The following is a 12,539-nucleotide window of genomic DNA, read 5'->3' as shown; positions in this document are numbered from 1 at the left end:
TTTTGGGCGAGCTGTCGCGAAGCGGTTGAGGGGCCTCGACAACCCTCAATTGATCTGACCTAATTCGCTCTCGCAAGGCGGGGGTGCGATGGTCAGCGGCAGATCACTGAAGGCGACCCCGCCGGGCGTGGCCGACGCCGCCCCGGCCGACCCGCCGGCCAGGAGCCCGGCCGCCCACCAGCTTGGCCATCGCGAGCGCCTGCGCGAGCGGGCCAAGGCCGGCGGACTGGCGGCCCTGCCCGACTACGAACTGCTGGAGCTGTACCTGTTCCGCACTTTCGCACGCGGCGACGTCAAGCCGAAGGCCAAGGCGCTGCTGGCCCGGTTCGGCTCGTTCGGGGCGACGATCTCGGCCTCGATCGAGGAGCTGAAGACCGTGCCCGGCGTCGGCGAGACCGCCGCGATCGACCTGAAGCTGCTGCACGAGGCCGCCCTGCGGGCCGGCCGCGACAAGATCGCCAAGCGGACGGTGATCTCGTCCTGGACGGCGCTGCTGGGCTATGTCCGCGTCGCCCTGGCCAACGAGCCGCGCGAGCAGTTCCGCGTGCTGTTCCTCGACAACAAGAACCAGCTGATCGCCGACGAGGTGATGAACCACGGCACGGTCGACCACGCCCCGGTCTATCCGCGCGAGGTGATGCGCCGGGCGCTGGAGCTGTCGAGCAGCAACATCATCCTGCTGCACAACCATCCCAGCGGCGACCCCACCCCGTCGCGGCCCGACATCGAGATGACCAAGCAGATCGTCGAGGCCGGCAAGGCGCTGAAGATCAATGTCCACGACCACCTGGTGGTCGGCCGCGACGGCGTGGCCAGCTTCAAGGCGCTGGGACTGTTCTGAGCGAGCGGCGCATCGATACAACCTGCTTTTGCATTTTCGATCGCGGGCTATAGTCGACCTCGGCCGGGGGGCTTTCGGAGGATTGCGATGAACCGGCGTTTTCTCCTCGCCTCGGCCCTGGGCCTGCTGATCCCCGGCATCGGCCTGGCCCAGTCGAACGAACCGCACGGCCGCCCCGGCGGCGGACAAGGCGGAGGACGACCTCCCGGCTCCGGCGGCGGTGCCGGTGGCGGACAGGGTGGCGGACGCCCGCCCTCGGGATCGGGCCCGCCGCCAAGACCCAACCCCGGCGGTCCGCCGCCTCGGCCCACGCCGAAGCCGCCGCCCCGTCCGCCGGGCGGCCATCGTCCGCCGCCGCCGCGTCCCGGCCGGCCGCCGCCCCTGGGACCGCACCGCCCCGGCTCGGGCCGTCCCCCCGGCTTCCGGCCGATCCGCGGACCGCGCTGGCGCTATCCGCGCGGCTATCGCTATAGGCGCTGGACCATCGGCCTGATGCTGCCGTCGCTGTTCCTGACGCCGGGCTACTACTACGAAGACTACTGGCGCATGGGGCTGGAAGGTCCGCCGTGGGGCTACCGCTGGGTGCGCTACGGGCCCGACCTGCTGCTGGTCGACACCCGCACCGGACGGATCGACGACGCCATCTACGGGGCGTTCTACTAGCCCATCGTACGGCTTGATCGCGGAGCGAGCCCCCTCAGTCGCTCCGCGACAGCTCCCCCAAAGGGGGAGCATCTGGTGGGAAAAGATCCTCCCCCGTTGGGGGAGCTGGCCCGAAGGGCCGGAGGGGGCTTGCGGCCTTGACCGTCCGCCCGCGATCCCCGAGCGTGGCCGCCTCAACGCCGCGTCGGAGCCCAGATGACCCGCCTGCTGACCGTTCTCTTCGGCTCCGCCGCCCTCCTCGCCTCAACCGCTGATGCGGCGGACGCTCCCAAGCCGGGTGAGGTCTCTAAGGCCGACCGCGCCCTGCACGAACGGGCCCTGACCCTGGACACCCACCTGGACACCCCCGAGCACTTCGCCCGCCAGGGCTGGAGCATGGTCGAGCGGCACGCGGTCAAGGCCGACGGCACCCAGGTGGACCTGCCGCGCATGGACGCCGGCGGCCTGGATGGCGGGTTCTTCGTGATCTACACAGCCCAGGGTGACCTGACCGCCGAGGGCTATCGCCAGGCCCGCGACTTCGCCCTGGAGCGCGCGACCGAGATCCGGGAGATGGTCGCGGGCCATTCGGACAGGTTCGAGCTGGCCTACACCGCCGACGACGCCGAGCGGATCAACAAGGCCGGCAAGAAGGTCGTCTTCCAGAGCATCGAGAACAGCTGGCCGATGGGTGAGGACCTCACCCTGATGGACACCTTCTACAAGACCGGCGTGCGGATGGCCGGGCCGGTGCACTTCAAGAACAACCAGTTCGCCGACAGCTCGACCGACAAGCCGATCTGGCATGGCTTCTCGCCCCTGGGCCTGCGCTGGCTGGCCGAGGCCAACCGGTTGGGGATCCTGGTCGACGTCAGCCACGCCTCCGACGACGTGGTGGACCAGGCCGTGCAGCTGTCGAAGGTCCCGATCATCGCCTCGCACTCGGGGGCCAGGGCGATCTACGACCACCCGCGTAATCTTGACGACGGCCGGCTGAAGAAGATCGCCGACGCCGGCGGCGTGATCTGCATCAACTCGGTCTATCTGAAGAACACCGCCGCCAGCCCCGAACGCGTGGCCGCCCTGAAGGCCCTGGGGACCGCGCCCGACAGCGAGACGGCGACCGAGGCGCAGATGGTCGCCTATCTGAAGAAGCGCGCCGAGGTCGACGCGAAGTTCCCGCCGGTCCGCGCCAGCTTCGAGGACTTCATGGCCAGCCTGACCCACACCCTGAAGGTGGTCGGGCCCGAGCATGTGGGGATCGGCGCCGACTGGGACGGCGGCGGCGGGGTGATCGGCTTCGAGGACGTCGCCGACCTGCCCAAGGTCACCGCCCGGCTGAAGGCGGCCGGCTACACCGACGCCGACGTGGCGGCGATCTGGGGCGGCAACGTGCTGCGCATCGTGCGGCAGGCCCAGGACTACGCGACGAAGGAAGCCGCCAAGGCCAAGCCTATCGGATAACGCCGTTCTCGGTTACCCTGGCCGGACATCGGTCCGGGAGGGTTCCGAATGGTTCGTGTCGCGTGTTGGGTCGGCGTCGCCGCCCTGGTCTGGCTTGCCGCGCCGACGGCGAGCTGGGCCGCCAGTTTCGATTGCGCCAAGGCCGGCACGCCGACCGAGAAGGCGATCTGCAAGGACGCGGCGGTCTCCAAGCTGGACGAGCAGGTGGCCGCGGCGTTCAAGGCGGCCCAGGGCCTGTGGCCGGCGGGGAACTGGCCGGTCTTCATCCGCAACGAACAGCGGGAGTGGCTGAAGGACCGCAACGGCATCTGCAAGGCCGACGTCGCCTGCCTGAAGGAAGACTACGAGCGCCGCCTGACCTTCCTGACCCATCCCAGCTTGAAGTGGATGGGCCGCTACGTCGCTGGGCGCTGCCCGCAGGACGGCGTTTATCTGGACGTGACGCCCAGCTATCCCGACGCCGGCATCGGGGTCACGCTCTACCTCTGCCCGGACCCGAAGGGGAACATGCTGCTGCAGGCCGAGGGCGACGTCGATGCGGCGGGCAAGTTGCGCTTCGACGATGCCGGCTGCCCGCGCGTGCTGACCTTCACCCAGGACGCCGCCACCCTCTCCGCGCCGAAGACGGAGGTCTGCGAGCGGGGGGCGGACTCCCGCGCCTTCCGGCGCGATCCGGCCAAGTCGCCCTATCTTGGGGAGTAGACCAATGACTCGTCTCGTCGCCACACTCGCGGCCCTGCTCCTGGCCGCCGTCATCCCATCGCTGTCAGTTTCGCCGGCCGCCGCGGCCAGCTTCGACTGCGCCAAGGCCCGCACCAAGGTCGAGACGCTGATCTGCAAGGACCCGCAGCTGTCGCGCCAGGACGAGGACCTGGCCAAGGCCTATGGCGAGGCGCTGAAGCTCTGGGACGGCAAGATCGCCGCCTATGTGCGGATAAGCCAACGCGGCTGGATGGGTGCGCGCGCCTTGGAAACGCCGGGGATGAGTGGAGGCGGGATCCTCTGCGAAGATGACGAGACCGCCCTGTCCTGCCTGCGGACCATCCACGCCGACCGCATCGCGGTGCTGAGAAACCCGGGCTTCCGGCTGAGCGGGATCTATACGCGGGGCCAGGATTTCCTCAGCGTCAAGGCGACGCCGACGGGGCTGGAGCTCGCCTACCAGCTGGCCGACGCCAACACCTCCCAGGGCTTCACCGACGACGGGGCCAAGGTGAAGGTCGTCCCCGGCCAGACCATCGTCGCCTTCCCGCTGGCCGGGACCGGCCCCGACGCCTGTCGGCTGGACGCGTCGTTCAGCGTCGACGAGGTGACCGTGACCCAGAAAGGTCCGTGCGGCGGCGCGAAGCTGGGCGGCTGGTGGAAGCGAGACCAGACGCGGGATCCGGAAGCGGAGCTGTTCTAGGAAACCAAAGTCCGCTCATCCCGGCGAACGCCGGGATGAGCGGATAAAAATTGGGCCTAAGAACGGACACGCCTCCGCCACGCGTCCCACACCCGCCAGCCCAGGAGCACCGCCAGGATCGCCGCATAGACCAGCGGCGGCCGGTGGTCGGCCTTCACCAGCAGGTAGTAGTGGGCCACGCCCAGCGGGACGATCAGGTAGATCAGCCAATGCAGCCTCTGCCAGGTCGCGCGGCCCAGGCGGACCACCCAGCCGTTGGTCGAGGTCACGGCCAGTGGGACCAGCAGCACGAAGCCGGCCATGCCAAGGGTGATGAACGGCCGCTTGAGGATGTCCTTCCACAGCTGGCCCCAGTCGAAGAACAGGTCGACGCCGATATAGGTCAGCAGATGCAGGCAGATGTAGCTGAAGGCGAACAGGCCGATCGTGCGGCGGAAGCGGACCAGGCGCGGCTTCTTGAGGATCCGCGCGGCCGGGGTGATCGCCAGGCCGACCAGCAGCAGGCGCAGGCCCCAGACGCCGATCTGGCGGATCAGCGTCTCGATCGGGTTGGCCCCCAGGTCGCCGCTGAACCCGCGCCAGGCCAGCCAGACCAGAGGCGCGAGACAGGCCAGCCAGACGGCGGCGTAGACCAGGTTGTCCTGGGTCTTGGAGGGGCGCTTGCGCGTGGCCGCCCGCTTCACCGAGGCGTCCATCAGAAGTCCCGCTTCAGGTCCATGCCGCGATAGAGGTCGGCGACATATTGGCCGTAGCCGTTGAACGGCAGGGTCTCGCGGCGGCGGAACTCGCCGATGCGGCGCTCGGTGGCCTGCGACCAGCGCGGATGGTCCACGGCCGGATTGACGTTGGAATAGAAGCCGTACTCCCGCGGCGCCAGCACGTTCCAGGCGGTGGCCGGCTGCTTCTCGACCAGGCTGATCCGCACGATCGACTTGGCGCCCTTGAAGCCGTACTTCCACGGCACGACCAGCCGCAGCGGCGCGCCGTTCTGGTTGGGCAGGACGTCGCCATACAGGCCCACGGCCAGGATCGTCAGCGGGTGGGTCGCCTCGTCGATACGCAGGCCCTCGCGATAGGGCCATTGCAGGGTGTCCCAGCGCTGGCCCGGCATTTCGGAGGGCCGCATCAGGGTCTCGAAGGCGACGAATTTGGCCTTCGAGGTCGGCTGAACCTGGGCGATCAGGTCCCTGAGCGGGAAGCCCACCCACGGGATCACCATCGACCAGCCTTCGACGCAGCGCATGCGATAGATGCGCTCCTCCAGCTTCTGGCCCTTGATCAGGTCGTCGATCCCGAAGCTGGCCGGCTTCTCGCATTCGCCGTCGACGCGCACCGTCCAGGGGCGGGTCTTGAGCGATCCGGCGTTCTCGGACGGATCCTCCTTGTTGACCCCGAATTCGTAGAAGTTGTTGTAGCTGGTGATGTCCTTCTTCGAGGTCTTGGGCTCGGTGGTCGAGAACCCCGGCTTGTAGGCCAAGCCCCGCGCGCTGGCCGTCCCGGCCGCCGCCAGCAGGCCGAGCCCCGCCGCCCCACCGATGAATTCGCGCCGACGCAGATAGAGACTGCGATCGGTGACGTCTTTGTCGGTCAGGTCGGGGGCGTGGCGGATCAGCATGGGGAACGCTCCAGGGCTACGCTGGAAGATACGTGCTGGCAGAGCGAATGGTTACAGGGAGGCACGGACTTCGCCCAAAAAAGACCCTCCCCCTTTGGGGGAGGCGGCCGAAGGCCGGTGGGGGGAGTGGCAGGCGTTCGATTGGACAGTAGCCGCCTTCCTATTACTCCCCCACCTACTCCCCCCTCCGTCGGCTTCGCCGACACCTCCCCCACAGGGGGAGGATCTATTTGGCGGGAGCCCTCACCACCGCCTCGAACGCCGCCCGCGCCTCCACCTTGGCCTTGGCCAGCTTGGTCTTCAGCGACCGGAATTCCCGCACCCCGCCGGCCCGGGCCAGCAGCGCCCGGAACGCCTTGGGCTCGGTGTCCGGATCATGCCCGTCCTCCAACGCCACCTTCAGCAGCTGCGACAGGTCCTGCTCCAGCCGCCAGGCCCCCTCCAGCGCCGCCAGGGCCGCCGGATCACCCAGGCCCGCGCGGCCCAGAGCCGCCAGGGCCTCGCCGGTGTTCTGCGCCAGAGGGCCGCCCTGCGCCGCATGGACCAGTTGCAGGAACTGCGCGGCGAACTCGATGTCGACCAGGCCGCCGGGCGTCAGCTTGAGATCCCAGTCGCCCTTGCCGGGCCGCTCGTCCTCCATCAGCTGGCGCATTTCCAGCACGTCGACGGCGGTCTTCTTCGGATCGCGCGCCCGGCGCAGGGCCGTGGCGATGGCCGCTTCGGCCCGGGCCTGGAAGGCCGGCGACGAGGCCCAGATCACCCGCGCCCGGGTCAGGGCCTGCAGCTCCCAGGTCTCGGCCTCGCGCTCGTAATAGTCCTCGAAGGCCGCGAAGCTGACCGCCACCGGCCCCTTGGTCCCCGAGGGCCGCAGCTTCAAATCCACCTCGTACAGTGTGCCCTCGCCGGTCGGGGCCGACAGGGCCGAGGTCAGGCGCTGGGTGAAGCGGGCGTAGAAGCTGTCGGCCGCCCAGCCCTTGATCGCCGACACCGCCTCCCCTTGGCCTGCCGGGGCGTCGGCGGCGTAGAGGGTCATCAGGTCAAGGTCGGACTTGGCCGTCATCTCCCGTGAGCCGGCCTTGCCCAGCGCGACCACGGCCACCTGGCCCGGGAATGCGCCGCCCAGCCGCGCGACCTCGGCCAGGGCCGCCGGGGCCAGGCCGCCGACGATCAGGTCGGCCAGGTCGGCGAAGGCCGCCCCTGCGTCGCGGGCGCCCGCCGTGCCGCTGATCACCCGCACGCCGATCCGGAAGCTCTGGTCGCGGAACAGCCGCCGGGCGGCGTTCATCGCGCCCTCAAAATCGGCCGGATCCCAGGGCGGCTCAGTCGGCATCTCCATCGGCCCGAAGAAGGCCGGGTCCAGCAGGGCGTCCAGCGCTGTCGGCCGCCGGGCCAGGGTGCTGGCCAGGCGCGGGGCGAAGGCCATGACCTCGACGATCAGCTCGAACAGGCGCGGCTGGGCCAGGAACAGCGACTGGATCTGCACCCCGCTGCTGAGGCCCGCGAAGAAGTCGCTGAACCGGTTGAAGGCGTCGTCGGGCGCGCCCGTGGCGTTGGCGGCGTCCAGCAGGCGCGGGGCCAGGCGGGTGAACAGCTCGCGGCCCCGCTCGGTGCGGGTGGCGGCGATGTGGCCGTGGTGCCAGCCGCGGATCGTGGCGGCCACCCGCTCGGGATGGGAAAAGCCCATGCGCTTGAGCGTGGCCAGGGTCTCCGGATCGTCCTCGACGCCGGTGAACACCAGGCTGCCGAACCGCGACGACAGCGCCTCCTCGCCCTTGAACAGCGCGCCGTAGCGGCGGTTCACGCCCTTGAGGATCTGACCGACCGCCGCATCGAAGCCGCGCAGGCCTGCGTGCCCCCACAGGGCGGCCACCCTCTTGCGGTCGGCGTCGGACTCCGGGAGCTTGTGGGTCTGGTCGTCGGCGATCATCTGGGCCCGGTGCTCCAGGGCGCGCAGGTCGCGATAGGCCTTGATCAGATAGTCGCGGTCCTCGGGCGTCACGTGGCCGGCGTCGGACAGGGCGGCCAGGGCCTCCAGGGTGCGGGGGCTGCGCAGGTCCGGATGGCGGCCGCCCAGGATCAACTGCTGGGTCTGGACGAAGAACTCGATCTCGCGAATGCCGCCGCGCCCCAGCTTCAGGTCCGCGCCCTTGGCGGTCAGCCGGTCGTCGACCTTGTAGGCGTGGATCTGGCGCTTGATCGAGTGGATGTCGGCGATGGCCGCGAAGTCGAGGTTCTTGCGCCAGATGAACGGCTGCAGCTCGGCCAGGAACGCTTCGCCGCGCCCCAGGTCGCCGGCGCAGATCCGCGCCTTGATGTGCGCCGCCCGCTCCCAGTTCTGACCGACGCTCTCGTAGTAATCGAGGGCCGCGTCGATCGGCATGGCGGGCGGGGTCGAGGACGGGTCGGGGCGCAGGCGCAGGTCGATGCGGAACACGTAGCCGTCCGTCGTGCGCTCGGCCAGCAGCCGGCCCAGGTGGTTGGCGATGCGCACCGCCACGCCCTGCGGCTCGACGCCGTCGGCGACCGGCAGGGCTTCCGGCGCGTAGAAGATCGAGAAATCGATGTCGCTGGAATAGTTGAGCTCGAAGGCCCCGTGCTTGCCCATGGCGATGCAGAACAGCCCCGGGGCCGGGCCGTCCGGGCCATCGCCGACGTGGGTCAGGGCCCCGCGCGCCACCTCCAGCCGCACCGCCTGGGCCAGGGACGCGTGCAGGGTCGCGTCAGCGAAGCGGGTCAGGGCCGCGGTGACCGCGTCCAGGTCCCAGACCCCGCCCAGGTCGGCGAGGGCGGTCAGCAGGTGCAGGTCGGCCTTCAGCTCGCGCATCGCGCGGCGGGCCGTCTCGAAGTCCGGCTCGGCGGCGACCGCCTCGGCCGCGGCCAGGATCTGGGCCAGGCGCGCCTCGGGATCGGCGGTCAGGATCGACGGCAGCCTCTGGCCGTCGCGCCGCGCCAGGCCGCTCAGGTAGGGCGAGGCGGCGAAGATCGGCGCCAGGGCGGGCCAGGCGGCCTCGACCAGCGGCGCGGCCTCGCCGACCCGCCGGATGATCGCCTCATGGGCCCGTTCGGCGGCCTTGGGATCAGCGATGGGACCACAGGGGGCGAGACGTTCGAGCAGACGAGTCATGGCGGCCACTGTGGCGCGGGCGGGCGGCGAGGTCATCCCGTCTCGTGTAGCGTCCACGACCGCTTGACAGGTGATGTTACAGGCGTAATCGTTGCAGTTGGAGACCGAACGCCATGAACATCACCCAGGCCGAAAGCCGCATCATGGACGCGTTGTGGACGCGCCAGCCCCTGACGGTGGACGAGATCATGGCCGAGGTCGCCGAGGCGCAGGGCTGGGGCGAGGCCACAGTCAAGACGCTGATCAACCGCCTGCTGAAGCGCAAGGCGATCCGCTCGGACCGCATCGACGGCCGGGCGCGCTACGCCCCGATCATCCAGCGCGCCGACTATGTGCAGGCCGAGAGCCAGAGCCTGCTCAACCGCCTTTTCGACGGCCAGCTGACGCCGCTGGTGGCGCATTTCGCCCAGCACCGCGCGCTGTCGACCGACGAGATCAAGGAACTGAAGACTCTGATCGAGGGTCTCGAACATGATGGCTGAACTGCTGGCCCTGACCCTGTTGCGCACCCAGGCGGCGGCCGCCGCCGCGGTGCTGCTGGTCCTGCTGCTGCGCGGGCCGATGCGCGCGGCGTTCGGGGCCGGCCTGGCCTATCGCCTGTGGGCCCTGGTGCCGGTGGCGGCGATCGCCACGGTGTTCCCGAGCCTGTCGGAGACCCTGGGCTCGGGCGCGCCGCCGCCGCTGATGGGCGAGGAGCGCGCGGTGCTGGTGCTGGCGATCTGGCTGGCCGGCGGCGTCGCCCTGGCCACGGTGATCCTGCTGCAGGAACGCGCCTTCCGCGCCCGGGCCGAGGCCGGACGCGCCGGCCCGGCCGTCATGGGCGTCTTCTGGCCCCGCATCGTGCTGCCGGCCGACTTTTCGACCCGCTTCGACGAGCAGGCCCGCAAGATGGTCGACCTGCACGAGCGCGCCCACATCAAGCGCGGCGACCCGATCGCCAACCTGGCCATCGCCGGCATCCAAGTCCTGGGCTGGTGCAATCCGCTGATCCACCTGGGCGCCCTGTGCGCGCGGCTGGACCAGGAGATGGCCTGCGACGCCTCCGTCCTGAGCCTGCGGCCCAAGCTGCGCCGCCCCTATGCCGAGGCGCTGCTGGAGGCCCATACGCGCCGGACGGGCTCGCCCCTGGCCTGCTTCTTCGCCGCCCATCCGCTGTTGCTGCGGGTCAAGCTGCTGGCCCGGCCCGAGCCCAGCTATCGGCGCCAGACGGCCGGCGCCGCGACGATCGCCCTGATCGCCGTGGTCACCGCCCTGGGCGTCTGGACCGTCACGCCGCGCGGCCCGCTGCCCAATCAGGAGATCTCCTGGCCGGGCCGGTTCGTCGGCGACAGCCCGGTCGACGGCATCACCCTGCCCAAGCTGCATCACTGACATCGCCGCGTCTCGATCGCCCCACCGCCCGCTTGACGGTTAGAATTACACCTGTAAGTTCTTTGGAACTACAGATGTAGTCCGCGCTCGGCGCGGCGACAGGCGGGCCGCGATCATGACCTTCGTTCTCAGGATGCCCGTGGCGCGCGGTCGCCGCAGCCGTCGCAAGGCGCTGGCGGTGAGGATCTTCGACCTGGGCGTCATGGCCCTGGTCGCCGTCGCCGTCGGGCTGATGGTGATGTTCACGGTGCGCTACGGGATGAAGGTCGAGCCCAAGGCTCCGGCTGCGGGCGCCCAACTCCTCCAGGCTCGATCGATGGCGCGGGTGCGCTGGGCCAGCGTCAAGCCGCGACTGGTCGCCCGCCTGGCACAACCGCACGCCCTGGAACTGGGCAAGGTGTGGGCGCGGCGCGACGGCCGGGTCTGCGGCCTGGTCAACGGCTGGGGCAGTTTCGGCGGCCTGACGGGCATGACCCGCTTCTACGCCCAGGGCGACGAGCCGGTGTTCAAGCAGGACGGCCGGCCCGGTTTCGAGGAGGAATGGTGGGCCTGCAAGCGCGATCGCTACGTGGTCATTCGCGAAGGCTCGGAGGAAACCGGCTTCTGCCCGACGAAGCTGGGCCGGCAGCGGTGCTTCGACGTCGTGTACGGGCGGTAGGTCGCTGCGCCCTACTCCACGCGCGGCAGCAGCAGCGCCACCCGCAGGCCCGGGCCGAAGCCGCCGTATTCGCCGGGCCCCTCGGCCAATTCCAGTCGCCCGCCGTGCGAGGCGGCCACCGCCTGGACCAGCGACAGGCCCAGTCCCGCCCCCGGCTCGCTGCGGCTGTTCTCCAGCCGCACGAAGCGCTGGACCACCCGGGCGCGGTCGGCCTCGGGCACGCCGGGGCCCGTATCGGTGACCGAAAACTCCAGCTCGCTGGACGAGGTGCGCCGGGCCCGCAGCATCACCGCCCCGCCCTCCGGCGTATATTTGATGGCGTTGTCCAGGATGTTGGCCAGGGCCTGGGCGATGAACTCGCGGTTGCCGCGCACGCCCAGGGCCGGGACGATCTCGGCCTTGAAATCCAGGCCCTTGTCCTCGCAGCCGGCCTCGTAGAGCTCGGCCATGTCCGAGGCCAGTTCGCTGGCGTCGAACACCGTCTGGTTCGGCGCCTCGCCGGCCGCCTGCAGGCGGGCGATGGCCAGCACCGCGTTGAAGGTCTTGAGCACGCCATCCGCGTCCATCAGGGCGGTCTCCAGGGCGGCCACGGGATCGCCCTTGCCGTTCTCGGCGTCGATCAGGGCCACCTCCATGCGGGCCCGCAGTCGGGTGAGCGGCGAGCGCAGGTCGTGGGCGATGGCGTCGCCGGCATGGCGCAGGCCGCCCATCAACCGCTCGATGCGGTCGAGCATGTCGTTCAGGCCCTCGGCCAGCTCGTCATACTCGTCGCGCGTGCCGCGCACCCGGGCCCGGGCGTGCAGGTCGCCGGCCCGCACCGCGTTCACCACGTCGACCAGGCCCTGCATGCTGCGCGAGACGTTGCGGCTGATCAGCACCCCGCCGGCCAGGCCCAGGATGATGACCAGCGCCCCGGCCCCGCGCAGGGCCCGGACGATCTTCATCACATAGCCTTCCGACTCCTGGACGTCGGCCCCGACGAACAGGGCCTCGCCGCCGCTTAGTCGTTCCTGCACGCCGCGCGCCGCGCGCTTGACCTCGGCGCCGTCGATGTCGGTCTCGGTGAGCTTGAAGGTCTCCCAGGTCGGCCCCGGACCGGTGAAGTCGTCGATCGGCGACTCCTCGATCGAGCCGGAGATCCGCTTGCCGTCCTTGTCGAGCAGCAGGTACAGGAACGGCCGCTCGCCGGTGGCGCGCTCGACGATGGTCTGGTTCAGGGCGTTGACCCCGCCCACCCGATAGGCGGCCTCCAGGCTCTCCATTTCGCGGGTGATCTCGGCGTCGGCGCGCCGGTTCACCTCGCCGGCGGTGGCGATGTAGATATAGCCGAGGAACGCGCTGGCGGCCGCCGCGAACAGGGCCAGGAACAGCAGGGTCAGCCGGAACGGCGTCGATCGGATCAGGCGCGGCAGGCGCATG

General features: G+C 70.3%; 12 protein-coding genes. 8 read left to right on the top strand and 4 right to left on the bottom strand.

Annotated features, from left to right (window positions below; genetic code table 11):
* Positions 1–88: 88 nt before the first annotated feature.
* From radC to G3M57_RS05330, 5 genes are all read left to right on the top strand, one after another.
* Positions 89–841 carry a RadC family protein gene (gene radC, locus G3M57_RS05350; protein WP_188916262.1) on the top strand — a complete coding sequence of 251 codons (753 nt, stop codon included), beginning with the start codon at positions 89–91 and terminating at the stop codon, positions 839–841.
* 87 nt (positions 842–928) lie between these two features.
* On the top strand, positions 929–1,504 hold the full coding sequence (locus tag G3M57_RS05345; protein WP_230983962.1) for an RcnB family protein: 576 nt from the start codon (positions 929–931) through the stop codon (positions 1,502–1,504).
* 195 nt (positions 1,505–1,699) lie between these two features.
* The gene (locus G3M57_RS05340) at positions 1,700–2,947 is read left to right on the top strand and encodes a dipeptidase (protein ID WP_163229244.1); all 1,248 of its coding nucleotides are present in this window, start codon (positions 1,700–1,702) and stop codon (positions 2,945–2,947) included.
* A 48-nt stretch (positions 2,948–2,995) separates the two neighbouring features.
* The gene (locus tag G3M57_RS27125) at positions 2,996–3,649 is read left to right on the top strand and encodes a lysozyme inhibitor LprI family protein (RefSeq protein ID WP_208789660.1); all 654 of its coding nucleotides are present in this window, start codon (positions 2,996–2,998) and stop codon (positions 3,647–3,649) included.
* A gap of 4 nt (positions 3,650–3,653) precedes the next feature.
* Positions 3,654–4,352 carry a lysozyme inhibitor LprI family protein gene (locus tag G3M57_RS05330; RefSeq protein ID WP_163229242.1) on the top strand — a complete coding sequence of 233 codons (699 nt, stop codon included), beginning with the start codon at positions 3,654–3,656 and terminating at the stop codon, positions 4,350–4,352.
* A gap of 56 nt (positions 4,353–4,408) precedes the next feature.
* Here G3M57_RS05330 and msrQ read toward each other — a convergent pair whose 3' ends face one another.
* The 3 genes from msrQ to G3M57_RS05315 form a co-directional block, all read right to left on the bottom strand.
* A complete protein-coding gene (msrQ, locus tag G3M57_RS05325) occupies positions 4,409–5,047 on the bottom strand; it encodes a protein-methionine-sulfoxide reductase heme-binding subunit MsrQ (RefSeq protein ID WP_163229240.1) in 639 nt (212 codons plus the stop codon).
* Positions 5,047–5,967, bottom strand: a complete 921-nt coding sequence (gene msrP, locus G3M57_RS05320) for a protein-methionine-sulfoxide reductase catalytic subunit MsrP (protein ID WP_056753220.1) — start codon at positions 5,965–5,967, stop codon at positions 5,047–5,049. The genes msrQ and msrP overlap by 1 nt, the downstream gene beginning before the upstream one ends.
* 226 nt (positions 5,968–6,193) lie before the next feature.
* Entirely contained in the window at positions 6,194–9,091 is a 2,898-nt protein-coding gene (locus G3M57_RS05315; RefSeq protein WP_163233658.1) for a bifunctional [glutamine synthetase] adenylyltransferase/[glutamine synthetase]-adenylyl-L-tyrosine phosphorylase, read from the bottom strand.
* A 113-nt stretch (positions 9,092–9,204) separates the two neighbouring features.
* On the opposite strand from G3M57_RS05315, the gene G3M57_RS05310 reads away from it, so the two are divergent.
* From G3M57_RS05310 to G3M57_RS05300, 3 genes are all read left to right on the top strand, one after another.
* A complete protein-coding gene (locus tag G3M57_RS05310) occupies positions 9,205–9,573 on the top strand; it encodes a BlaI/MecI/CopY family transcriptional regulator (protein WP_163229239.1) in 369 nt (122 codons plus the stop codon).
* On the top strand, positions 9,563–10,462 hold the full coding sequence (locus G3M57_RS05305; protein ID WP_163229237.1) for a M56 family metallopeptidase: 900 nt from the start codon (positions 9,563–9,565) through the stop codon (positions 10,460–10,462). Before G3M57_RS05310 ends, G3M57_RS05305 begins: the two co-directional genes overlap by 11 nt.
* 115 nt (positions 10,463–10,577) lie before the next feature.
* Positions 10,578–11,120, top strand: coding sequence for a hypothetical protein (locus tag G3M57_RS05300; RefSeq protein WP_163229235.1), 543 nt, complete (start codon positions 10,578–10,580; stop codon positions 11,118–11,120).
* An 11-nt stretch (positions 11,121–11,131) separates the two neighbouring features.
* Here G3M57_RS05300 and G3M57_RS05295 read toward each other — a convergent pair whose 3' ends face one another.
* Positions 11,132–12,538 carry a sensor histidine kinase gene (locus G3M57_RS05295; protein ID WP_056753233.1) on the bottom strand — a complete coding sequence of 469 codons (1,407 nt, stop codon included), beginning with the start codon at positions 12,536–12,538 and terminating at the stop codon, positions 11,132–11,134.
* Between the last annotated feature and the right edge of the window lies 1 nt (position 12,539).

The organism is Caulobacter rhizosphaerae (assembly GCF_010977555.1).
Classification (GTDB): Bacteria; Pseudomonadota; Alphaproteobacteria; order Caulobacterales; family Caulobacteraceae; genus Caulobacter; species Caulobacter rhizosphaerae.
The sequence above is the reverse complement of the archived record's forward strand: the minus strand, read 5'-3'. Positions and strand labels throughout refer to the sequence as shown.